Consider the following 22,628-nt stretch of genomic DNA (forward strand, 5'->3'; position numbering starts at 1 on the left):
TCAATGCCGAAGATCTACAGACTACTGACCGAAGACGATACATCCGCATTTTGCCATAAAGTCTCTGCCGCGCTTTCCAAAGGATGGGAGCTTTACGGTGATCCAACTTATGCGTTCGACCATGCGAATGGCGTGATGCGCTGCGGGCAGGCGGTCACGAAAGAGATCGACACACCTTATTCCACAGACATGAAGCTAGGACAGCAATGACCAAGACAAACGCAGGCCGCTTTTTCGAGGATTATGCCGTCGGTGACGTAATCACTCACGCCGTTCCGCGCACGATCTCAGGTGGCGAGCGCGCGATGTATCATGCGCTCTATCCGGCGCGTGGCGCACTCTATTCCTCTGACGCCTTCGCGCGCGCGTGCGGGTTGGAAGCGTCACCGGTTGATGATCTGATCACGTTTCACACGGTCTTTGGCAAGACGGTGCCGGATGTGTCTTTGAACGCTGTTGCAAACCTCGGCTATGCTGAGGGGCGCTGGCTGAAACCCGTTTATCCCGGCGATACGCTGACCTCTGAATCCGAGGTGATCGGGGTCAAGCAGAACTCCAACGGGAAATCAGGTGTGGTTTGGGTTCGCACGACCGGCCGCAACCAGCATGGCGAGGCCGTTTTGTCTTACGTGCGCTGGGTGATGGTGCGCAAGCGTGGCGAAGGTGACGCCCCTGAGGCTGTGATCCCGGAGTTGTCGAAATCAGTGGCTGCCGCCGATCTGGTCGTCCCTGAGGGTCTGCATTTTTCCGATTACGACACGGTGCTGGCAGGCGAACCGCATCGCTTGGGTGACTATCAGGTCGGAGAGATCATCGACCACGTGGATGGTGTGACGATCGAAGAGGCAGAGCATATGCTGGCCACGCGTCTGTGGCAGAATACCGCGAAGGTGCACTTTGACGCGACAAATCGTGCTGACGGCAAGCGCCTGATTTACGGTGGCCATGTGATCAGCCTTGCACGTGCCTTGTCGTTCAATGGTCTGGCCAATGCGCAGATGATCGTGGCTTTGAATGCCGGTGCCCATGCGAACCCCTGTTTCGCCGGTGATACGGTCCGCGCGTGGTCCGAAGTCCTCGACATTGCCGAGACCGACGCACCGGGCGTCGGCGCGATCCGGTTGCGTCTGGTTGCAACGAAGGGTGCTGCCGGAGACTTGCGTGGCGAAGACGGGAAGTATCTGCCGGAGGTCCTGCTTGATCTGGATTACTGGGCACTGATGCCGCAGTAGAAGTGCGTGACTTTTTGTGATCACGTAAAAAATTACTGTGATCACAAACGCGAAAAAACGCTCACCTCGCGTCACTTTTTCACATGTTAGCGCCGCAGGTTCGCGTGACTCTCATTGAAAAATAGTGCAAAAGACATCGCAAGGCGTCGCTTAGCCGAAGCGACAGAATGCCAACGAAGGGAACAGTTATGGCTGACGTGAATCGGGGCAATCGCCCTCTGTCGCCCCATTTGACGATCTATCGTCCACAGTGGACCTCAATGTCTTCAATCCTGGTGCGCATCACAGGCAACGCGATGATCGTCGCGGCCCTGATGATTGTCTGGTGGTTTGTGGCTGCCGCAGCCGGACCTGAGGCTTTCGCCACAGCGAACGGATTTCTGACCAGCTGGTTTGGCGATCTTGTCCTGACGCTTTCGGTGCTTGGCATGTGGTATCACCTGCTGGGAGGCTTGCGTCACCTTGTTTGGGACAGCGGCCGGATGCTGGATGTCGACAAGTCCGAGCTGGCGGCACAGATGATGATGGTCCTGTCTGTCCTGCTCACCATTTTCACAATTATCGTCGTTTGAGAGGATCGCAGATGGCTTTTCTGACTGACCGCAAGCGCGCATCCGGTATGGGTTCGGCCAAGACAGGCACCGAACATCACTGGCAGATGATGGTTTCTTCCGTCGCGCTTTTGATCCTGATCCCGCTGTTTATGTTCACATTCGGGTCGATCCTCGGATCGTCCTATGACGAGGTTCTGGCCTATTATCAGCGTCCATTCCCTGCAGTGGTGGCTATTCTGACGATGCTCGTCGGTTTCTTCCACTTCCGCGGCGGTGTGCAGACCCTGATTGAGGATTATGTCCACGGTCTCGCCCGCAAACTGGCGATCATCGGCATGATCTGCCTGTCCTATGGCGCTGCGGCATTTGCTGTTTTCGCAATCGTCACAATCGCCCTTTAAGACCCCGGAGCTTTGACAATGGCTGCTTACGAATACGAAACCCACACCTATGACGCGATTGTTGTCGGTGCTGGTGGTGCCGGTCTGCGCGCGACGCTGGGTCTGGCCGAACAAGGTCTGCGCACGGCCTGTATCACAAAGGTTTTCCCAACACGCTCGCACACTGTTGCGGCCCAAGGTGGCATCGCGGCGTCGCTTGGGAACATGGGCCCTGATAGCTGGCAGTGGCATATGTATGACACGGTCAAAGGCTCTGACTGGTTGGGCGATACCGATGCGATGGAGTACCTCGCGCGTGAAGCACCGAAGGCGGTTTACGAGCTTGAGCATTACGGCGTGCCGTTTTCCCGCACAGAAGAAGGCAAGATCTATCAGCGCCCCTTTGGCGGCCACACAACCGAATTTGGCGAAGGCCCGCCAGTCCAACGGACCTGTGCCGCTGCTGACCGCACCGGTCACGCGATCCTGCATACACTCTATGGCCAGTCGCTGAAGCAACAGGCCGAGTTCTATATCGAGTATTTCGCACTTGATCTGATCATGTCTGAGGATGGTGTCTGTCAGGGTGTGATTGCCTGGAAGCTCGACGATGGCACGATGCATGTGTTCAACGCCAAGATGGTCGTATTGGCCACGGGCGGCTATGGCCGTGCTTACTTCAGTGCCACATCCGCGCATACCTGCACCGGCGACGGTGGCGGTATGGTGGCCCGTCAGGGTCTGCCGCTTCAGGATATGGAATTCGTCCAGTTCCACCCGACCGGCATCTATGGCGCAGGCTGTCTGATCACCGAAGGCGCACGTGGCGAAGGCGGGTATCTGACCAACTCCGAAGGCGAGCGCTTCATGGAGCGTTATGCGCCGAACTACAAAGACCTCGCCCCGCGTGACTATGTCAGCCGTTGTATGACCATGGAAATCCGTGAAGGCCGTGGTGTCGGTTCCGGTGGTGATCACATCCACCTCAACCTCAACCACCTGCCAGCCGAGGCACTGGCCGAGCGTCTGCCGGGCATCTCTGAAAGCGCGCGCATCTTTGCCGGTGTCGATGTAACCAAGGAGCCGATCCCGGTGCTGCCGACCGTGCACTACAACATGGGCGGTATCCCGACAAACTACTACGGTGAGGTCCTGAGCCCCACCAAGGAAGACCCGAACCGCGTCGTACCCGGCCTGATGGCTGTGGGTGAGGCAGGGTGTGCATCTGTTCATGGTGCCAACCGTCTGGGGTCGAACAGCCTGATCGACCTTGTGGTCTTCGGCCGTGCGGCTGCAATCCGCGCAGGCGATGTGGTTGACCGCGAAAGTGCCAACCCGACGCTCAATCAGGCTTCTGTTGATCAGTGTTTCGACCGCTTTGACGGGCTGCGCCATGCCAATGGCACAGTGCCGACCGCAGAGCTGCGTCTGGAAATGCAAAAGGCGATGCAGGCTGACGCTGCGGTCTTCCGGACCGACAAGACACTGGCCGAGGGCGTCAAGAAGATGACCGCCATTGCTGGCAAGATGGATGATCTGAAAGTGACAGACCGCAGCCTGGTCTGGAACAGCGACCTGATGGAAACGCTGGAACTGACCAACCTGATGCCGAACGCCTTGGCCACAATCGTTGGCGCTGAAGCGCGCAAGGAAAGCCGTGGTGCGCATGCCCATGAGGATTACGCGACACGCGATGACGAAAACTGGCGTGTGCACACCATCAGTCACATCGACGGTGACAAGGTGGAGCTTAGCTATCGTCCCGTGATCACGGCCCCGCTGACGTCCGAAAAGGATGGCGGGATTTCCGAGAAGAAGATCGCACCGAAGGAGCGGACGTTCTGATGCGTGCCGCCGCGATGATCATGGCAATGATAGCCGTGTCCGCCTGCGCACCGATCTCGCCTGAACGGGCGGCTGATCGTTGTGAGGACCGGGCGCGCGCGGCGCAAGGCCCCGAAATTGGTCTCAGGATGGGCGCCAACAGCGAAAGCGGGCCTTTCGCCGGTGGCAGTATCAGCATCAGCTCTGATGCGATTATGGGCCGCGATCCTGTTGCCGTTTACGAAGAATGTGTGTTCGACCTGACTGGCGAGCTTCCGATCAGACCACCACGGTTGCGCGATATCTAGGCCGCCCAGCGAGAAGAGAGAAGACTATGGTTCAACTGACACTTCCCAAAAACTCCCGCATGACAACGGGCAAGACATGGCCCAAGCCAGAAGGGGCGACAAACCTGCGCAAGGTGCAGATCTATCGCTGGAATCCTGACGACGGCAAAAATCCCCAACTCGACACGTATTTCGTGGATATGGATACCTGCGGTCCGATGGTCCTGGACGCGCTGATCAAGATCAAGAACGAGATTGATCCGACCCTGACCTTCCGCCGCTCGTGTCGCGAAGGGATCTGCGGATCATGCGCGATGAATATTGACGGGATCAACACGCTGGCCTGTATCTACGGCATGGATGAGATCAAGGGCGATGTGAAAATCTATCCGCTGCCGCATATGCCTGTGATCAAGGACCTCATTCCGGATCTTACGCATTTCTACGCCCAGCACGCCTCGATCATGCCGTGGCTGGAAACCAAGACGAACCGCCCTGCCAAGGAATGGAAGCAGTCGATCGAGGATCGCAAGAAACTCGACGGTCTTTATGAGTGCGTCATGTGCGCCTCATGCTCGACGTCCTGCCCGTCTTACTGGTGGAACGGCGATCGCTACCTCGGGCCGGCAGCACTGTTACATGCTTATCGGTGGATCATCGACAGCCGCGACGAGGCGACTGGTGAGCGTCTGGATCAGTTGGAAGATCCGTTCAAGCTTTACCGCTGCCACACGATCATGAACTGCGCGAAAACCTGTCCGAAGGGTCTGAACCCGGCGAAGGCGATTGCGCACATCAAGAAGATGATGGTCGAACGCGTCGTCTAAGGGCTGATGTCGGCGGGGGCTTTGCCCCCGGCGCGTGCCGCGCCACCCCCAGGATATTTTGAAGGCCAATAATGAAAAGGGCGCGCCCATTTGTGGGGAGACGCGCCCTTCCGGTCATTACCGGCCACGGCCATCGGCGTCCCCGCCTGTTCCGCAGAATGAGTTTCCTGCGAAATGGTTAACAACTCGTTATTATCGGCCCGGAAATATCCTCGGGGGGAGCCTCGACAGAGGCGGGGGGCGGACAGCCCCCTAGCGAAAGGCGGCTGCCAGCGCGATTTCAACCATATCGCCAAATGTCTTTTCACGGTCTTCTGAAGGAAGGGCCTCGTGGGTGATCAAGTGATCACTGACGGTCAGCACGGCCAGAGCGCGCCGCCCGTAGCGGGCGGCGAGGTTGTAAAGTTCGGCTGCTTCCATCTCGACCCCCAGAATCCCGTGACGGACCATCTGTTCGTTCAGGTCGGGGCGCTCGTCATAGAAGACATCTGACGAATAGATGCCGCCCACATGGGTCGGGACACCCTTCTCTTTAGCCGCATCATGCGCGGCGGCAAGTAGCCCATAGTCTGCGCAGGGTGCAAAATTCAGTTCCCTGAAGATGCCGCGCGACGGCGTCGACAGTGTCGATGCCGTCATGGCGAGGATCACATCGCGGATCTTGACGTGCGATTGCATGCCGCCGCAGGAGCCGATGCGAATGAGTGTTTGCGCGTCGTAGTCCTTGATCAGCTCATTGGCATAGATCGACAGCGACGGCATGCCCATGCCCGATCCCTGGATCGTCACAGGATTGCCTTTCCACGTGCCAGTAAAACCAAGCATCCCGCGCACTTCATTGATGCAGCGCGCGTCATCCAGAAACGTCTCCGCCGCCCATTTTGCACGATAGGGATCGCCGGGCATCAGGACGGTTGGGGCGATGTCGCCTTTCTCGGCACCGATGTGAACAGTCATGTAAGCCTCCCGCTGATTTAAGGTGGCCAGTCTAGGCAACCCTGCGGTCAGGGGAAGACCTATTTATTCGGCAGCGACAGATCGCGGGTCAACCAGTGTGACGATATCCGCCATGATCTTGTTCAACTCGAAATCCTTCGGCGTGTAGACCTTGGCGACACCCATTGCTTTGAGCGCTTGTGCGTCTTCATCAGGAATGATGCCACCGGCAATCACGGGGATATGCGCGATTCCAGCGGCTCTGAGCCGGTCCATCACATCGCGCACAAGCGGGATGTGCGAGCCTGACAGGATCGAAAGCCCGATCACATGCACCTCGCCGTTTTGCGCGGCAGTGACGATCTCCTCAGGGGTGAGGCGGATGCCTTCGTAGTCGATCTCCATGCCACAATCGCGCGCGCGGGCGGCGATTTGTTCCGCACCGTTGGAGTGGCCGTCAAGGCCGGGCTTGCCAACAAGGAACTTAAGGCGGCGTCCCAGAGCGGTGCTGACCAGATCGACCTGCTCGCGCAGCTCGTCCAGCCCCTCAGTCCGGTTGGAGGGATTGCTGCTGACGCCGGTGGGGGCGCGATACTGGCCGAAGACGCCACGGATCACGTCGGCCCATTCGCCTGTGGTTACGCCAGCGCGCGCGCAAGCAATCGACGGCGGCATAATGTTGGAGCCATCTTTCGCGGCCTCGCGCAACGCGGCCAGTGCCTCCTGGACCGCATCGTCGTCGCGCGCGGCTTTCCAGGCGGACAAGCGGCGCAACTGGTCGGCTTCGGCTTCGGGATCTGACACCATGATCGCGTCATCACCTGCGGTCAGCGGTGAAGGTTCGCCAGCCTGCCATTTGTTGACGCCGACGACAGTCGTGTCTCCACGCTCAATCCCGGCAATCCGCGCCGCGTTGCTTTCGACCAGACGCGATTTCATGTAGGCAATAGCGTCTTTCGCGCCACCCATCCCTTCGATCTGAGCCAGTTCGGCACGTGCGCCGTCTTTGAGTTCATTAACCTTGCGGTCAATCGCGGGGTTACCGTCGAAGAGGTCTTCGTATTCCAGAAGATCGGTTTCATAAGCGAGGATCTGCTGCATCCGCAGTGACCATTGCTGGTCCCAAGGGCGCGGAAGGCCCAAAGCCTCGTTCCATGCGGGTAACTGCACTGCACGGGCGCGGGCTTTTTTGGAAAGCGTCACAGCGAGCGTTTCCAAGAGGATCCGGTAGACGTTGTTTTCAGGTTGCTGCTCTGTCAGGCCAAGCGAGTTTACCTGCACGCCGTAGCGGAAGCGGCGGAATTTGGGGTCTTCGACGCCGTAGCGGGTTTCACAGATTTCGTCCCAGAGTTCGACAAAGGCACGCATCTTGCACAGCTCGGTGACGAACCGGATACCTGCGTTCACGAAGAACGAGATACGACCGACCATCGCCGGGAAATGCTCGGCCGGTACTTTGCCTTTGAGGTCGTCCAGAACGGCGGTGGCGGTGGCCAGCGCAAAGGCAAGCTCTTCTTCCGGTGTCGCGCCAGCCTCTTGCAAATGGTAGGAACAGACGTTCATCGGGTTCCACTTAGGCAGATATGCACGTGTATAGGCGGCAACATCTGTAATCATGCGCAGTGACGGTTCAGGCGGGCAGATGTAGGTACCGCGCGAGAGATATTCCTTGATGATATCGTTCTGAACGGTCCCCTGGAGCGCAGAGATATCGGCACCCTGTTCTTCGGCGACAGCAATATAGAGCGACAAGAGCCATGGCGCTGTTGCGTTGATCGTCATCGAGGTGTTCATCTGATCCAGCGGGATCTCATCAAAGAGCGCGCGCATATCACCCAGATGGCTGACCGGCACGCCAACCTTGCCGACCTCACCCTTGGCCAGCACATGATCGCTGTCGTAGCCTGTCTGTGTTGGCAGATCGAAGGCAACCGAAAGCCCGGTCTGACCTTTGGCAAGATTGCCGCGGTAAAGCGCATTGGAGGCCGCAGCCGTGGAATGCCCTGCGTAGGTTCGGAATAGCCAAGGGCGATCTTTCTGCGTCTGCGACATCGGGTGGTCTCCTGAATCAGTTTGCGCAATTAAATTGCGTTTGGGGGGTTAGTATCGGAAACTTTATGCCTCTGTCAATTCGCTGCGTTGCGGCATGGCGGGATTTACCTTCCGTCGCTTCGGTGTCACTTTCTCATTCATGACGCAGACGGTCTCTTTGCCGCTTTGGGCATTTATCCTGATTATTCTTTTTGCCGCGGTCACTTTCGCGTCGCACTTTCTGTTTCCCTCAGTGCGGTGGTTTTTCCGAAAGCGGGCTGAACGGGTGATAGCGCGTCTGAATGAACGCCTGCAACGTCCCATTGAGCCATTCAAGCTCGCGCGGCGTTACGACATGATCCAGCGGTTAATCTATGATCCGGTCGTCACCGAGGCCATTGTCGAGCACGCGCGAAAAGAAGGCATCCCCGAGAATGTGGCGTTTGAAAAGGCGCGACGCTACGCGCGCGAGATCGTGCCATCGTTTTCGGCGACGGCTTACTTCACAATTGGGACGCGGCTGGCCCGGTGGTTGTCGAAATCCCTCTACCGGATCAAGCTTGGCAGCTTTGACCGGAAGCGGCTGAACGAGATCGACCCTGATGCGACGGTTGTCTTCGTAATGAACCACCGCAGCAACATGGACTATGTTCTTGTGACCTATCTGGCCGCACGTGCTGGTGCCTTGTCCTATGCGGTGGGTGAATGGGCGCGGGTATGGCCGCTGGCACCGCTGATCCGGATGATGGGTGCATACTTCATTCGCCGCAAATCGCGCGGAAACCTTTATAGAAAGGTCTTGGCGCGCTACGTCCAGATGGCAACGCGCGGTGGTGTTAGCCAGGCTGTATTCCCGGAAGGTGGTCTGAGCCTCAATGGATTCTTGGCACCGCCCCGTATGGGATTGCTGAATTACATCGTTGAGGATTTTGACGCCGAGCGGCGTGAAGTGATCTTTGTTCCGGTCGCCATCAACTATGACCGTGTGCTTGAAGATTCGATCCTGATTGCCGCCGACCAGTCTGGGACCAGACGGTTCCGTCCGTCCTGGGGGTCTGTCGTTAAGAAAGTGCTTCGGCACCTCTGGCTGCGGGTGACACGCCGGTTCCGCGGCTTCGGGACTGCGTCGGTCAGCTTTGGCGAACCGCTTGAGCTGTCGAAGTTCCACGCAAAAATCGACGAAGACCTGACGGAGGCCATTGCGAAAGCACTGATGCAGCGGATCGCCGATGTGACGCCGGTCCTGGGTGTGCCAATCGTTGCGCGCAACATCCTTAAGTCATCGCCTATCGCGCGAGATGACCTGATCAATTGCGTCGCACAGGAACTTGAAGAGCTCACAAAGCGGCGATTGCCCTGTCCCAGACGCAAACCAGACGAACTGGTCAATGATGCATTGAGCCGTTTGAGGGGGCGTCAACTGATCATCGAGGACGATTCTGCCATTTCCCCGACTGACCGAGGGCAGGCCGTTCTGGCGTTCTATGCCAACTCGATCGCGCACCATTTTGATGCACCTGCAGCAAAATTGAGCGAAATTTCTGCGGTCGCAGAGTAATTAAATTACAAAAAACGGTTTTTGAGGGTTGCAATGTTACCCTTACGTCGCATATCCAATCAGGGAAGGCGCCGATTCTGCGGCGCGGCAAGAAACTGGACTTAGCGTGATGGAGACTAACATGGCCCTCGACCAATCTGCCCCAACGGCGACATATGCCGCGCCGCAAAAAGACCTCTATGAAGTAGGCGAGATGCCTCCTCTGGGTCATGTGCCAGCCCAGATGCACGCATGGACAATCCGTCGCGAACGCCATGGTGAGCCCGAGCAGGCTTTCCAGCAGGAAGTGGTGGCTTGCCCTCAGCCTGACAGCCACGAAGTTCTTGTGCTGGTGATGGCCGCAGGCGTGAACTACAACGGCGTTTGGGCCGGTCTTGGACAGCCGATCAGCCCGTTCGATGTTCACAAGGCCGAATATCATATTGCTGGTTCCGATGCGGCAGGAATCGTCTGGGCCGTTGGCGACAAGGTCAAGCGCTGGAAGGTTGGCGACGAGGTTGTCATCCACTGCAACCAGGATGATGGCGATGATGAGCACTGCAACGGCGGCGATCCGATGTTCTCTGAAAGCCAGCGCATCTGGGGATATGAGACGCCAGACGGGTCCTTTGCACAGTTCACATGTGTGCAGTCCCAACAGCTGATGCCGCGCCCGCAGCATCTGACCTGGGAAGAAAGCGCCTGCTATACGCTGACATTGGCGACCGCGTACCGGATGCTCTTCGGGCATGAGCCACATGATCTGAAGCCCGGCCAGAACGTACTGGTCTGGGGTGCGTCGGGCGGCCTTGGCTCCTATGCGATCCAGCTGATCAACACTGCCGGTGCCAATGCTATCGCGGTCATCAGTGACGAAAGCAAGCGTGAGTTTGTGATGTCATTGGGCGCCAAGGGTGTCATCAACCGCAACGATTTCAATTGCTGGGGTCAACTGCCGACAGTCAACACACCCGAATATGCCACTTGGCTGAAGGAAGCCCGCAAATTCGGCAAGGCCATCTGGGAGATCACCGGCAAAGGTGTGAACGTCGATATGGTCTTTGAGCATCCGGGTGAAGCGACATTCCCCGTATCATCGCTGGTCTGTAAGAAGGGCGGTATGGTCGTGATTTGTGCCGGCACCACTGGTTTCAACTGCACCTTCGATGTGCGCTACATGTGGATGCATCAGAAGCGCTTGCAAGGCAGCCATTTTGCCCACCTCAAGCAGGCGAGTGCCGCCAACAACCTGATGGTCGAGCAGCGTCTGGACCCGTGCATGTCAGAGTGCTTTGAATGGACGGCGATTCCTGAGGCCCACACCAAGATGCTGCGCAACCAGCATAAGCCGGGTAACATGGCTGTTCTCGTGCAGTCCCCGAAAATGGGGATCCGCACGTTTGAAGATGCTGTCGAGGCCTCGCAAAACCCATAATCCCTCCCCTGACTTCCCAAGCTGGGCGCGGTCCGAAAGGTCTGCGCCCATTTTTCTTGTGAATTCAGCCTATTCCTGACACAATACATCTCTAGGTTGTTAAGTCTTCGTTAAGAGTTCCTAGAGAAGTTGGTGCATGGGTCACGATTGGGTCATTCACGTTCTGTCTGATCTGCGCCAGTTTGCGCAGCAAAACGAGATGCCACTTTTGAGTGAGCAGCTTGATGAAGCCATGATGACAGCAGCGATCGAAATGGCCGACAGCTCCGGTCCCACGAACCGTACACCGCAGGGTGATGTGATCCTTCCCAACATCGGAAATAAGTGATGGGGACTTGGCGTTAGGGCGGTTCCTGCTGGTAGCGGTAGCGCCCCACCGATAAGGTCCGCGATATGGCCGTGCCTTCAATAACATTCTCAGAAGATCAGGCGGAAGCCTGGGACAATGTCGCGGTTGCGCTGCGGCAGTCCGGCATCGATCTTGACGACAGCTTGCTGCAACCGCCGATGTCCGAGAAAACATCAGTGCTGGCGGTCATCGGAAAGGCAGGCTCCGGGAAAACGATGCTGCTCGCCGAGCTTTATCGTGCACTTGAAGAGGCCGGCGTCGATGTGATTTCGGGTGACTGGGAAGGCCGCAAGCGCAAAGACCGTCGGACGCTGGCTATTCTGGCGCCCACAAACAAGGCCGCAAGTGTCCTGCGCACGCGGGGCGTCCCTGCCACAACAATCCACCGTATTCTTTACACGCCCGTCTATGATCCTGAGTACGAGAAAATTGCAGAATGGCTGGCAGGGCAGGGTGACCGACCGGAGATCGAGGGGCTGACGGACGTGGCGCTTGACCGCGCCCATGCATCCTATGAGGCAAACAAATCCATTCCTGCAGCACTCGCAGCGGCGGGTTTGCGCGGGTCAGACTTCATTACCGGCTGGAAGCGGCGTGAAGACCCGCTTGATATCGGCTTTGTCGATGAAAGTTCGATGCTCGACGAAAAACAGTTTGAGGACCTACAGGAAATCTTCCCCACTCTGCTTTTGTTTGGGGATCCTGCGCAGCTTCCGCCCGTGCAGTCGTCCGGCGGCATGGTCTTTGAAAGTCTCCCTGCACCGCGCATCATGTCGTTGAACCGCATCCACAGGCAGGAAGCAGACAACCCGATCCTTGATCTCGCACATGCGCTTGCTGATCCTGCGTTGGATTTCCACGCCTTTGAGCGCATGATTGAAGAAAAGGCGCAGAATGATGACCGCGTCGTGATGGCTCAACGCGTAGAGGCAGACCTGATGGCGCGATCGCCGTGTCTTGTCTGGCGCAACGCCACGCGGATCAGGTTGATCCATGCCTTCCGTGCGGCCTTCGGTGCACCAGACGACGAACTTCTCTCAGGTGAACCCTTGATCTGTGACGGCATCGAATTGCCCCTCAAGCACCGCAAAAAACGGCTCGATCTAGAGGCGCGCGGGCTGATCAAAGGCGCGCAGGTGATCTATCTCGGGCCGGGTCGCAAGCCGGGCTTTTCGCGTTTGCATGTGATTGGCGCAGAAGACCCGCAGGTAAGTGCTGCGAGCATCGTCAAGATTGAGCAGGAAGGGGATGAAGAACCCTTCATCCCGTTTGCGGCTCGTATGGGTGCAACCTTTCTGCATGGCGCGGCGGTCACGATCCACAAGGCGCAAGGGTCGCAATGGGACACGGTGCAGGTCTTTGCACCGGATATTTATGCCGCCAGCCGTATGGGCCGGGTGGAAGCGGGACAGCCATTGTGGAAACGTCTGGCATACGTCGCCATCACCCGCGCAGAAACCCAGTTGCGTTGGGTGGTCCGAAATCGCCTTGCACGGCCGCAAGGGACGTTGCGCATTGATGACCTTGATGTGCCAGCGGCACCGTTGAAACTGGAAAGTGAAGAGCCATGAAATCCATCATCATTACAGGGGCAAGTAACGGCATCGGGCGGGTCACCGCCGAATACTTTCTTGTCCAAGGGTGGCGCGTCGGGATGATCGCGCGGAACGCCGTCAAGCTTGCGGAGGTCGATCACCCCAACGCCGTCCAGATGCCTTGTGATGTCACGGACGAAGGCGCGGTCGATGAGGCATTTGAGGGTTTTGGCCATTTGGACGTGCTGTTCAACAATGCTGGCATGTTCGGCCCGCAGACGACCATTGACGAAGTGACGTTGCAAGACTGGCAACAGGTCGTTGATGTGAACCTGACAGGGATGTTCCTGTGCGCGCGCGCAGCCTTTCGGCAGATGCGCAATCAGACGCCGCAAGGTGGGCGGATCATCAACAATGGCTCGATTTCCGCGTGGACACCGCGCGAGGGTTCGATCTGTTACACGACCACCAAGCACGGGGTCAGCGGGCTGACAAAGACGCTGTCATTGGACGGCCGCGCCTTTGATATTGCGTGCGGCCAGATCGACATTGGCAATGCGCGCACCGATCTGGTGAAAAATCTGGAAGTGAAACGTGCCGCAGAGGGGCTGGAGCCGCTGCCAAGCATGTCTGTTGAGGATGTCGCGCGCTCTGTTTTTCACATGGCCAGCTTGCCCGCAGAGGCGAATGTTCAGTCAATGATGGTGATGGCTACAAAAATGCCTCACATCGGACGAGGCTAGCGCCGCAGGAGAGAAAACGCCGCAGAGGCGCCCCATCCAGCCGCGATGGCAATCGCCAGTGACATCAGGCCATAGAGAAAGGCTTGTTCATGCGCGAGATTGTAGAGCCAGCGCTCAAGCCCGACTTTCTTGACCGGGATCGCCGTCCTGAATTCATCAATGACCTCGCCGCCACGCGTCAGGAAGATTTGCGCCTGATAATCGCCTTCGGTGAGGTTGGCAGGCAGGGTGATTGCCGTGCGAAACAGTGTTTCCTGTTCAAGATCAACCTCGCCTTCAAGCATCTGATACAGATCCTGGTCGGCACGAATGCGCATCAGCGCCTCGGTATACGAAGAGCTGTCACCAACCTCTGCCCCGACCGAGCGGATCGCGCGCGGGATGGTGATACGATAGCGCAGGTCTTCGATATCTCGCAGCACGTCTTCCATCGATGCAGAGGTGGCAACCGCGTAGAATGACGGTGCGGCGTCAACCTCGACCGCATCCGTATTTACCCAGATGCCCAACCTGCGGTCCTTGCGGCGCACCGTGACTGGTTTGTCGGGACCGGCGACAGTGACAATAACGCCAAGGGTGCTGTCGTCGGCTATGGGTGCTTCGCGTTTGACCGCACCAAAGACAAGGATCTCCGAGCCTTCAAACGTCGCGGTGATAGCAACTTCGTCACGGCTGAGCCCAAGCACGATTTCTTCGGCCTTCGCGGGCAGGGCGAGGATCAGGAACAGAGCGAACAGGCGCAGCATCAGTGTCCACCCCCGGCACCCAGAGAGTAAAGCTCACTTGGCATCACAAGTAGATCGAACGCCAGTTTCCCACAGACGGCCAGCACCATGAGCGCGAGCAAAATCCGGAGCTGCTCAGCCTTCATTTTAACGCCGATCCGTGTGCCGATCTGCGCACCGATCACACCGCCAACCAACAGCAGAACGGCCAAGACGATATCAACCGTGTAATTGGTCGTTGCGTGAAGCATGGTTGTGAAAGCCGTCACGAAAATGATCTGGAACAGGGACGTACCAACAACCACCTTGGTTGGCATACCAAGCAGGTAAATCATGGCTGGGACCATAATAAAGCCACCACCGACACCCATGATCGCCGCAAGGACGCCGACGAGTACACCCACCAGAAGCGGCGGGATGACCGAGATATAAAGGCCCGACACGCGGAACTTCATTTTGAAGGGCAGGTTATGCACCCAGTTGTGCCGCCGCCGCGTCGGAACAGTCGCTCCACCGGCCTTGTTTGATTTGCGAATGGCCCTCAGGCTTTCGACAAACATCAGGCTACCAATCATGCCAAGGAAAACGACATAACAAAGCTGCACCAGCAGCTCGACCTGACCCACCGACTTCAGGTAGTTGAAGACGACGATCCCGAGGCCTGATCCAATCAAACCTCCGATCAGCAAAACCGTCCCCATCTTGAGGTCCACCGTCTTGCGTTTGAGGTGCGCCAGCACGCCAGAGAACGAAGAGGCGACGATCTGGTTGGCTTCCGTTGCCACGGCGACTGCTGGCGGGATGCCGATGAAGAACAGTAGCGGCGTCATCAAGAAACCGCCGCCGACGCCGAACATGCCAGAAAGAATGCCCACGATTCCGCCAAGCCCCAAAAGAAGGAAGGCATTCACCGATACTTCGGCGATGGGGAGGTAGATCTGCATGAACTGAGTCCGGGCGCTTGTGCCAGTGGGCGCACAAAAGACCTTTCTCCCGAACCTGTCAAATGCTGAGGCGAAGAAAAATGCTGCAAATGCGAAAAATGCCGCAACGTGGATATAACGACATTGCCGAACTGGACTTATGAAAGGGCGGCGAGATAGCCTTTGAGAACCTTCTCAAGTTTTGCCGCGCCGATGGGGGCCATGGCCTTGGTGTGTTCGTGGCTGATGGCTTCGTCGCTCATTCCGGCGGCCATGTTCGTGATTGTCGAGATCGCTGCCGCTTTGAGCCCCAAGAACCTTGCAAGGATCACTTCGGGCACGGTGGACATGCCAACCGCATCAGCACCAAGCATTCTGATTGCGCGGATTTCGGCGGGGGTCTCGAATGACGGACCGGAGTACCAGGCATAAATGCCATCAGCCATATCAACGTCGGCTGCCTTGGCGGCCGCGTGTAGGCCCTCGCGGATGGCCGGATCATAGGCGTCCATCATGGGCACAAAACGCGCATCGGTCGGTTCGCCAATGAGCGGGTTCAGGCCCGAGAAGTTGATGTGGTCCGACAAGCACATGATCGAACCGGTCGGCATATCTGGCCGCATTGATCCCGCCGCATTGGTGGCAATCATTGCCTCTGCGCCGAGCGCCTTGAGAACCTCAAGCGGAAGGCGCATCGCATCCCCGCGTCCGCTTTCGTAGTAATGCGCCCGACCACCAAAGACAGCGACCCTCACACCTTCAAGATCGCCGATCACAAGGTTGGGGTTGTGACCCGACACGCCCGCGTGAGGGAAACCTGGCAAGTCGCCGTAGGGAATAGCGACGCCATCGACCTCGTTGGCGATATGCCCCAGACCTGAACCGAGGATCAGGCCAAGCCGGACAGGTGCATCACCTGCGCGCGTCCTGATCAGACCGGCGAGGTCCTCAACGTTCTTTGACATAGGGTTCGCCGCCTGCGCGTGGTGGGATTGCCTTGCCGACGAAACCGGCAAGGATGATGACCGTCAGGATGTAAGGCAGCACGTCAAGCAACTGGCCGTTGACGCCAAAGCCCACGATTCCTTCAACCACGTCGGGACGCAGCGACATCGCCTGCAAGAAGCCAAAGAGCAGGCAGGCATAAAGCGCGTACCACGGCCGCCACTTGGCAAAGATCAGGGCGGCGAGGGCGATATAACCACGACCGGCGCTCATATCCTTTACGAAACCTGCTTGCAGGGCGGTGGCAAGATAGGCGCCTGCTATACCACAGAGCACGCCGCAGATGGCGACGGCAGCGAAACGCAGTCCAATGACGGAAACGCCAGCGGTATCGACGGCTGCAGGGTTTTCGCCCACAGCACGCAAACGCAAGCCGAACCGTGTCCGGTAAAGCAGCCACCATGTCAGCGGCACTGTCAGAAGGGCCACATAGACCAGAATGGTATGGCCTGAGATCAGCTCTGCGTAGATGGGCCCGATCACAGGAACGTCGCGCATGGCTTCGGCGAAGGGCAAATCAATCGGGTTGAAACGGGCATCGCCCGATAACTGAGGCGTCCGCCCGCCTTGGCGGAACCAGCTTTGCGCGACAACAACCGTAAGGCCAGCCGCGAGGAAGTTGATTGCCACGCCGGAAATCAGCTGATTTCCACGGAATGTGATGGAGGCCAGTCCGTGAACCGCTGACAGCATCAGTGATGCGCCGATCCCGGCCAGCAGGCCTAGCCAGACACTACCGGATACGGCAGCAATGGCGGCAGAGAGAAACGCTGCCGCCAGCATTTTCCCCTCTAGCCCGATATCGAAGATACCGGCACGCTCTGAGAACAGACCTGCAAGACAGGCCAGAAGGAGCGGGGTCGCCAGACGCAAGGTCGCGTCCAGCATCTGCAAGAGGGTCCCGAAGTCCATTTAGGCAGCTTTCTCCATCAGGAAGGGGAAGAGCGCGAAGAAGCGGTCCGCCACCTCAGGGTTGCGGCGCAAGGCGGCTTCCGCTTGCGCTTGATTGATTTCGACAGCCTGCGTCTTGTCACGGCGCAGGAAGAACTGCAGACCGAGCATCGCGTCAAAGCGGTCATCTGTGATGAAGGGGTCGTGCGGCATCCGGCGCATGATGGCTTCGTTTGGCTTGAAAACGCTTGCTGGTTTCCGCAGCCCAAGAAGTGCGATCAGATGTGGTGGCACGTCATGACCGGGCGTGTTGTCGATCACATGGTGAATCCATTGGTGGAATTCCTCCATCGAGATCATGCCGAGTGCCAAGCAACTCAGCACAAAACCAAGATCGGCGCCGGTATCGTCATCGACGCCCACTTTAAATTGTCCTGCCTTCATTTTTTGCTCTCCTCATTGATAGGAATAGCCGCTCAAGCGGCATGCGCACCATGTTGTCCAGTGCGCCCGTGAAGAGGATTACCAATGCCTGTATTACGATAATCAGCTCACGGGGGATCGACGTCCAAAGGGCGAGTTCTGCGCCGCCTTGATAGAGGAAGCCGAAAAGAAGCGCGGCCAGAAGCACCCCGAAAGGATGGCTGCGCCCCATCAGTGCGACGGCGATGCCGATAAAGCCCGCCCCCTCCACTGCGTTCAGGACCAGCCGTTCGGCCTCGCCCTGTACGTTATTGATGGCCATCATGCCGGCGAGGCCGCCTGAAATAAGCATGGAGACCATGATGATCCTTGTCGGACTGATGCCTGCATATTTGGCGGCGGACTCGGAATGTCCGAATGAACGGATCTCGTAGCCGAGGCGCGTGCGCCAGATCAGCGCCCATAGGGCGACGCAAGCCGCCAGCCCAACGAAGAAAGTGATATTGGCTGGCGCGCCACGAAAGAACGTGGTGTCGCCAAAGTTGAACATGTCCTGAAACGAGGGAAGGTGCGTGGCTTCAGGGAATTTGGCTGTTGCTGGTTCCATACTGCCCGGAACCTTCAAAGCGCCAATCAACAGATAGTTCAGCAAAGCCGCAGCGATGAAGTTGAACATGATCGTTGTAATCACGATGTGGCTGCCGCGCTTTGCTTGCAGGAATGCAGGGATCGCCGCCCAGGCCGCGCCGAAAAGCGCCGCCATCACAGCCGCGCCCAATAGCGCCAGTGTCCAATGTGGCCAAGGGATAAAGAGACAGGCCAATGCCACGCCCAATCCACCGATCAGTGCCTGACCTTCGCCACCGATATTGAACATCCGTGCGTGAAACGCGATCGCGACTGCCAGCCCGGTAAAGATGAAGTTGGTCGCATAGTAGAGCGTATAGCCCCAGCCATATGTCGACCCGAGCGCACCGCTGACCATCAGCTTCAGCGCCTCCCAGGGGTTCTCACCAATCGCAAGGATCACAATCGCCGACAGAATGGCGGCAAGCAGAATCGAAATTAGCGGGATCAGGATCACATCGGCCCATTTTGGCATCACATCCATGGCCTACACCTCCTTGGATGGGTTGGTCCCGGCGTGCGCCAGCTGTGCTTCTACGGCCTGATGGACCGGACCAGCAGGCGCGGCTGTCATCCCGGCCATCAAGAGGCCGAGTTCCTTTTCGTTCGTATCTTGAGGCATCCGCTCGCCCATTATTTTTCCGTCAAACATAACCGCAATGCGGTCTGAGAGGGACAAAATTTCCTCTAACTCCACAGAAACAAGCAAGATTGCCTTTCCCTGATCCCGAAGTGCAACAATCTGCTGGTGGATGAATTCGATCGCACCGATGTCAACGCCGCGCGTCGGTTGACCAATCAACAGCAGGTCAGGGTTACGCTCGATTTCGCGGGCAAGCACGATTTTCTGCTGGTTTCCGCCAGAGAAATTCTTTGCCGCCAGTTGCGGGTTCGGCGGTCGCACATCGAAACGGGCCATCTTTTCTTCGGTGTCGCGGCGTATCGCGGCATTGTCCATCAGAATGGACGATTTTTGGTAGCGCGCGTCGTGGTGATACCCGAAGGCGGTGTTTTCCCAAGCGTGAAAGTCCATGATCAGACCCTCACGCTGACGATCCTCGGGCACGTGGCTGATCCCGCGCGCACGGCGGCTCTGCCCGTCTGAGTGCGCCCCCGTCAGGTCAATCTCTTCGCCATTGACCTTGATGCTGCCGGTCGCCTTTTCGTAACCCCCCAGAACTTCGAGAAGCTCCGACTGACCATTGCCAGCCACACCTGCAATTCCCAGGATTTCACCGGCATGAATGTCGAAACTGACGTCCTTCACGCGGTGCACACCTTGGCTGTCAGTGACATTGAGGTTTTTCACCTCGAGGATCTTTTTCCCGACTTCGGCGGGCTTTTTATCAACGCGCAAGAGCACCTTGCGACCGACCATCAGTTCAGCAAGCTGCGCTGGATTGGTCTCAGCGGTTTTGACGGTCGCTGTCATTTCGCCACGCCGCATAACGCTGACCGTGTCGGTGATATCCATGATTTCACGCAGTTTATGCGTGATCAGAATGATGGTTTTGCCCTCTCGTTTGAGGTTTTCGAGAATACGGAAGAGGTGATCAGCCTCGGCAGGGGTCAGAACGCCGGTCGGCTCATCCAGAATGAGGATGTCAGCCTTGCGATAGAGCGCCTTCAGGATTTCCACCCGCTGTTGCATACCGACGCCGACTTCTTCGATCAGGGCATCAGGATCGACGTTCAATTCGTATTCTTCAGCAAGGCTTTTCAGCTCGCGGCGCGCCCGCGCAAGCGAGGGCCGCAAAAGTCCGCTGTCTTCGGCCCCGAGAACGACGTTCTCAAGGACGGTAAAATTTTCGACCAGTTTGAAGTGCTGGAATACCATCCCGATGCCGGCTGCGATGGCAGCCTGACTGTCAGGAATCGTTGTCTTCTTGCCGCTGATGAAGATTTCGCCTGCGTCAGCTTTGTAGAAGCCATAGAGGATCGACATCAGTGTCGACTTGCCAGCGCCATTTTCGCCGATAATCCCGTGAATAGTACCTGGCATCACGCGGATCGAGATGTCCTTGTTGGCCTGAACAGGGCCGAATGCTTTGGAAATCCCTTTGAGCTCAATCGCTGGAGCGGTATCGGTCATGGCTGCACCTGTGCTGTCTGACGCAAAAGGCCGCGCGGATTGCTCTCGCGCGGCCCGTTGTCATTTTGGCCTTATTCGCCTGATTAGAAGGTCAGGGCCGGGCAGGTTTCGTCGCCCATGTAGTCATGGACCGAAAGTTCGCCCGCGGTGATTGCAGCGGCAGCCGTATCAACAGTCGCCTGCATTTCCTCAGAAACCAGATCAGCGTTGAATTCGTCCAGCGCATAGCCGACGCCGCCGTTTCCGATACCCATCACGTTAAAGCCGGTTTCAAGGTCTTCGCCCATCATCATGGCTTCGTAGACGGCATTGTCGACGCGCTTCATCATCGAGGTCAGAACCTGGCCTGGGTGCAGGTAGTTCTGGTTGCTGTCCACGCCGATCGACAGGATGCCTTCGTCGGCTGCTGTCTGCAGAACGCCAACGCCTGTGCCGCCAGCAGCAGCAAAGACAACGTCAGAACCCTGGCTGATCTGCGCCTGTGTAAGCTCGGAGCCCTTCACCGGGTCGTTCCATGCGGCCGGTGTTGTGCCGGTCATGTTGGCGATGATGGTCGCATCTGGGTTCACAGCCTTGACGCCTTGGGCATAGCCACAGGCAAAGCGGCGGATCAGCGGGATGTCCATGCCGCCTACAAAGGACACAGTGTCTGTCTCAGATGCCATCGCGGCCATCATGCCGACAAGGTAGGAGCCTTCATGTTCGTTGAAGACAACCGAACGCACGTTTGGCGCATCAACGACCATGTCGATGATTGCAAACTTCGTATCAGGATAGTCAGCCGCGACTTCTGCCAGCGGAGTCGCCCAAGAGAAACCAGCCATCACGATTGGGTTTGCGCCGGACTCTGCAAAGCGGCGGATCGCTTGCTCACGCTGCGCGTCGGACTGGATTTCCACCTCAGCGTAGGAACCGCCGGTTTCCTGTGCCCAACGCTCTGCACCGTTGTAGGCGCTTTCGTTGAAGGATTTGTCGAACTTGCCGCCTAGATCGAACAGGATGGCAGGATCAGCTGCAGCAGCGCCGGCAGTCAGCGCGAGCGCAGCAGTCGCGCCAAGAAATTTCTGTGTCATTTTCATTAAGATTTCTCCCAAGTCGTATTGCGAGGTTATATCGGGCATCACGCCCCCTCATTGAACGCCAAGACTTTGTGAGTCCGGTCATCGCTAGATAAGGCCTTGCCTTGTGGCGAAGATCAACAGCTTTTTAAGGGTTTCCGCGCGTCAAAGCCCATAAACTCTCTGTCAGGCAGCTTGTGACGCTGGGTCACCGTGACGCGATATCCTTGCGCAGCACAAGGGCTGCAACTGCTGCACTATTTTTGCGCGTATAATAATCTGCGCGTCGCCCGACCTCGCGGTAGCCAGACGCATCATAAAGTGCTCTCGCGGGTGGGTTGTCTTCCGCTACTTCGAGAAAGATCGTAGTAGCGCCCCGGTCTGAGGCACGCCTCTCGGCGTCCACAAGCGCCTTTCTTGCAAGGCCACGTCTTTGTTTTTGCGGATGCGTGGCGACCGTCATGATTTCAGCCTCATCGCCGATTACCCTGATCAGGACGAAGCTGTCAGTGCTACCGGCGGCGAAAGTGCCGGGGTGTTTCAACAACGCCGCGAATTCATCTGCCTGCCATCCGCGTGCATCAGCAAAGGCCAGTGCGTGCGTCTCAGCCAGACTTTCGGGCGTCATGGCAGGATCACTGGGGCAGGGTCGCGTGGCGGCGCGGCATCTGCGCTACGCACATAAAGCGGCGCTGGCCGCGAATTTGGACCATCAAGGCGCTTCGCCGCAATCCTCGCAAGGGCCGCAATCAGTTCGTCTGCAGATGCATCGGCCATGCCTGTGGCTTCTGCTTGGAATGGTGCTCCGGTCGGCCCGTCCTCGTCAAAGTCCAAGAAATATGACTGGCCGCGTGGCGCAGGGATTTCGGCGCGATACGGACCTTCGGCGCCGAAAGCGCGTGTCTCGAACCCATTGACCCCGATGGCAGGTTTATTCAGTCCGAGCGCAAGTCCGCGCGCCGCTGACACCGCAATGCGTATTCCTGTAAAGTTTCCAGGACCAACGCCAACGGCGATGGCATCAAGGTCCGACCAGGCAAGGCCACTTTCCTTCAGCATCTGCTCAAGCATCGGCATCAGGTGCTCTGCTTGACCCTTCTTCATTTCGTCGACGCGTGTCACGATATCGTCCCCCGACAACAAAGCGGCGGCGCAATGCGCCGCCGATGTGTCGAAAGCCAGAATAATGGGCTTTGCTCGTGTCATTCGGGCGT

At 57.8% G+C, this 22,628-nt stretch carries 24 protein-coding genes; 12 read left to right on the forward strand and 12 right to left on the reverse strand.

Annotation, left to right across the window (positions count from 1 at the left end; all coding sequences use genetic code 11):
- The first annotated feature begins 3 nt into the window (after positions 1–3).
- The 7 genes from BM316_RS01160 (at position 4) to BM316_RS01190 (ending at position 5,104) form a co-directional block, all read left to right on the forward strand.
- Positions 4–210, forward strand: a complete 207-nt coding sequence (locus BM316_RS01160) for a DUF1737 domain-containing protein (protein WP_090202941.1) — start codon at positions 4–6, stop codon at positions 208–210.
- Positions 207–1,232: a MaoC family dehydratase gene (locus BM316_RS01165; RefSeq protein WP_090202944.1), complete on the forward strand. Its 1,026-nt coding sequence runs from the start codon at positions 207–209 to the stop codon at positions 1,230–1,232. Before BM316_RS01160 ends, BM316_RS01165 begins: the two co-directional genes overlap by 4 nt.
- Before the next feature lie 188 nt (positions 1,233–1,420).
- Positions 1,421–1,804, forward strand: a complete 384-nt coding sequence (gene sdhC / locus BM316_RS01170; RefSeq protein ID WP_090202951.1) for a succinate dehydrogenase, cytochrome b556 subunit — start codon at positions 1,421–1,423, stop codon at positions 1,802–1,804.
- An 11-nt stretch (positions 1,805–1,815) separates the two neighbouring features.
- The gene (gene sdhD / locus BM316_RS01175; RefSeq protein ID WP_090202953.1) at positions 1,816–2,187 is read left to right on the forward strand and encodes a succinate dehydrogenase, hydrophobic membrane anchor protein; all 372 of its coding nucleotides are present in this window, start codon (positions 1,816–1,818) and stop codon (positions 2,185–2,187) included.
- Positions 2,188–2,205: 18 nt separating this feature from the next.
- Entirely contained in the window at positions 2,206–4,011 is a 1,806-nt protein-coding gene (sdhA, locus tag BM316_RS01180; RefSeq protein ID WP_090202956.1) for a succinate dehydrogenase flavoprotein subunit, read from the forward strand.
- The gene (locus BM316_RS01185; RefSeq protein WP_090202959.1) at positions 4,011–4,298 is read left to right on the forward strand and encodes a hypothetical protein; all 288 of its coding nucleotides are present in this window, start codon (positions 4,011–4,013) and stop codon (positions 4,296–4,298) included. Before sdhA ends, BM316_RS01185 begins: the two co-directional genes overlap by 1 nt.
- Before the next feature lie 26 nt (positions 4,299–4,324).
- Positions 4,325–5,104 carry a succinate dehydrogenase iron-sulfur subunit gene (locus tag BM316_RS01190; RefSeq protein ID WP_090202963.1) on the forward strand — a complete coding sequence of 260 codons (780 nt, stop codon included), beginning with the start codon at positions 4,325–4,327 and terminating at the stop codon, positions 5,102–5,104.
- Positions 5,105–5,356: 252 nt separating this feature from the next.
- On the opposite strand, the gene deoD is transcribed toward BM316_RS01190, so the two are convergent.
- Positions 5,357–6,061 (reverse strand): purine-nucleoside phosphorylase, encoded by a 705-nt coding sequence (gene deoD / locus BM316_RS01195; RefSeq protein WP_090202965.1) that lies wholly within the window; start codon positions 6,059–6,061, stop codon positions 5,357–5,359.
- Between the two features lie 63 nt (positions 6,062–6,124).
- Entirely contained in the window at positions 6,125–8,092 is a 1,968-nt protein-coding gene (locus BM316_RS01200) for an ethylmalonyl-CoA mutase (protein ID WP_090202968.1), read from the reverse strand.
- A 94-nt stretch (positions 8,093–8,186) separates the two neighbouring features.
- On the opposite strand from BM316_RS01200, the gene BM316_RS01205 reads away from it, so the two are divergent.
- The 5 genes from BM316_RS01205 to BM316_RS01225 all read left to right on the forward strand — a co-directional run bounded on the left by BM316_RS01205 (position 8,187) and on the right by BM316_RS01225 (position 13,670).
- Complete coding sequence (locus BM316_RS01205) at positions 8,187–9,629, forward strand: 1-acyl-sn-glycerol-3-phosphate acyltransferase (protein ID WP_242649701.1); 1,443 nt, start codon at positions 8,187–8,189, stop codon at positions 9,627–9,629.
- Between the two features lie 121 nt (positions 9,630–9,750).
- A complete protein-coding gene (ccrA, locus tag BM316_RS01210; RefSeq protein ID WP_090207324.1) occupies positions 9,751–11,043 on the forward strand; it encodes a crotonyl-CoA carboxylase/reductase in 1,293 nt (430 codons plus the stop codon).
- A gap of 136 nt (positions 11,044–11,179) precedes the next feature.
- A complete protein-coding gene (locus BM316_RS01215; protein WP_090202969.1) occupies positions 11,180–11,371 on the forward strand; it encodes a hypothetical protein in 192 nt (63 codons plus the stop codon).
- A 65-nt stretch (positions 11,372–11,436) separates the two neighbouring features.
- The gene (locus tag BM316_RS01220; protein ID WP_090202972.1) at positions 11,437–12,963 is read left to right on the forward strand and encodes an ATP-dependent DNA helicase; all 1,527 of its coding nucleotides are present in this window, start codon (positions 11,437–11,439) and stop codon (positions 12,961–12,963) included.
- Positions 12,960–13,670 (forward strand): SDR family oxidoreductase, encoded by a 711-nt coding sequence (locus BM316_RS01225; protein WP_090202974.1) that lies wholly within the window; start codon positions 12,960–12,962, stop codon positions 13,668–13,670. The genes BM316_RS01220 and BM316_RS01225 overlap by 4 nt, the downstream gene beginning before the upstream one ends.
- Here the strand turns inward: BM316_RS01225 and BM316_RS01230 are convergent.
- The 10 genes from BM316_RS01230 to tsaB form a co-directional block, all read right to left on the reverse strand.
- Positions 13,667–14,416 carry a TIGR02186 family protein gene (locus BM316_RS01230; RefSeq protein ID WP_090202977.1) on the reverse strand — a complete coding sequence of 250 codons (750 nt, stop codon included), beginning with the start codon at positions 14,414–14,416 and terminating at the stop codon, positions 13,667–13,669. The two genes, BM316_RS01225 and BM316_RS01230, sit on opposite strands and share 4 nt — an antisense overlap.
- Positions 14,416–15,339, reverse strand: coding sequence for a sulfite exporter TauE/SafE family protein (locus BM316_RS01235; RefSeq protein ID WP_090202981.1), 924 nt, complete (start codon positions 15,337–15,339; stop codon positions 14,416–14,418). The genes BM316_RS01230 and BM316_RS01235 overlap by 1 nt, the downstream gene beginning before the upstream one ends.
- 137 nt (positions 15,340–15,476) lie before the next feature.
- Positions 15,477–16,283: a purine-nucleoside phosphorylase gene (locus BM316_RS01240; RefSeq protein WP_090202985.1), complete on the reverse strand. Its 807-nt coding sequence runs from the start codon at positions 16,281–16,283 to the stop codon at positions 15,477–15,479.
- On the reverse strand, positions 16,267–17,235 hold the full coding sequence (locus BM316_RS01245) for an ABC transporter permease (protein WP_090202988.1): 969 nt from the start codon (positions 17,233–17,235) through the stop codon (positions 16,267–16,269). Before BM316_RS01245 ends, BM316_RS01240 begins: the two co-directional genes overlap by 17 nt.
- Positions 17,236–17,658 (reverse strand): hypothetical protein, encoded by a 423-nt coding sequence (locus BM316_RS01250; protein ID WP_090202991.1) that lies wholly within the window; start codon positions 17,656–17,658, stop codon positions 17,236–17,238.
- Positions 17,639–18,748 carry an ABC transporter permease gene (locus BM316_RS01255; protein WP_090202993.1) on the reverse strand — a complete coding sequence of 370 codons (1,110 nt, stop codon included), beginning with the start codon at positions 18,746–18,748 and terminating at the stop codon, positions 17,639–17,641. Before BM316_RS01255 ends, BM316_RS01250 begins: the two co-directional genes overlap by 20 nt.
- Positions 18,749–18,751: 3 nt before the next feature.
- Complete coding sequence (locus tag BM316_RS01260) at positions 18,752–20,356, reverse strand: ABC transporter ATP-binding protein (RefSeq protein ID WP_090202996.1); 1,605 nt, start codon at positions 20,354–20,356, stop codon at positions 18,752–18,754.
- Between the two features lie 83 nt (positions 20,357–20,439).
- Positions 20,440–21,435: a BMP family lipoprotein gene (locus BM316_RS01265; RefSeq protein ID WP_090202999.1), complete on the reverse strand. Its 996-nt coding sequence runs from the start codon at positions 21,433–21,435 to the stop codon at positions 20,440–20,442.
- 187 nt (positions 21,436–21,622) lie between these two features.
- The gene (locus BM316_RS01270; protein WP_090203002.1) at positions 21,623–22,042 is read right to left on the reverse strand and encodes a GNAT family N-acetyltransferase; all 420 of its coding nucleotides are present in this window, start codon (positions 22,040–22,042) and stop codon (positions 21,623–21,625) included.
- Entirely contained in the window at positions 22,039–22,620 is a 582-nt protein-coding gene (gene tsaB, locus BM316_RS01275; protein WP_090203005.1) for a tRNA (adenosine(37)-N6)-threonylcarbamoyltransferase complex dimerization subunit type 1 TsaB, read from the reverse strand. Before tsaB ends, BM316_RS01270 begins: the two co-directional genes overlap by 4 nt.
- Between the last annotated feature and the right edge of the window lie 8 nt (positions 22,621–22,628).

Origin of the sequence: Yoonia litorea (assembly GCF_900114675.1) — a bacterium.
GTDB lineage: Bacteria > Pseudomonadota > Alphaproteobacteria > Rhodobacterales > Rhodobacteraceae > Yoonia > Yoonia litorea.